Source organism: Rhodococcus sp. R1101 (assembly GCF_000278445.1).
GTDB lineage: Bacteria > Actinomycetota > Actinomycetes > Mycobacteriales > Mycobacteriaceae > Rhodococcus > Rhodococcus gordoniae.
The window spans coordinates 1-438 of sequence record NZ_AJVB01000949.1; the positions used below are offsets into that span (position 1 = coordinate 1).

At 74.9% G+C, this 438-nt stretch carries 1 pseudogene; it reads right to left on the reverse strand.

From position 1 onward, the window contains the following. Positions 1-429, reverse strand: a pseudogene (locus tag R1101_RS0125420) (integrase); the annotation flags it as partial. Positions 430-438: the final 9 nt, after the last annotated feature.

Consider the following 438-nt stretch of genomic DNA (forward strand, 5'->3'; position numbering starts at 1 on the left):
GGTGAGCAGCGGCGCCCGCGGAGTCCGGGGCCGTTCCCTCGCCGCGGCGTAGTCCCGGCGGATCCCGGACAGGGTCGCGGTGACCAGCTCGTCCGCCCCGGGGGTGGGATGGCCGGCGCGGCGATGGTGGTAGCCGATCCCGGCGACCCACCGTGCCAACGTCGAGGGTGAGTAGGCCCGCTCCCCTGCCTCCGTCACCGTGGCGGCCGCGTCGTGAAGATAAGCGGCGACGGTGAGCGGATGCGCCGGCAACACGGCATGCCCTTCGCGCTGGCACCAGGCGGTGAACCGCTGCCAGTCGGCGGCATAGTTGCGGCGGGTCGACTCCGAGCGCGACCGCCCTGCCGTCCCGGTTACTCGGGCGACGGTCTCGGCCGGCAACGCCGGCACGGACGGCGCAGCCGGGCCCGACGAGGTCGGGACAGGCACGGACACGTC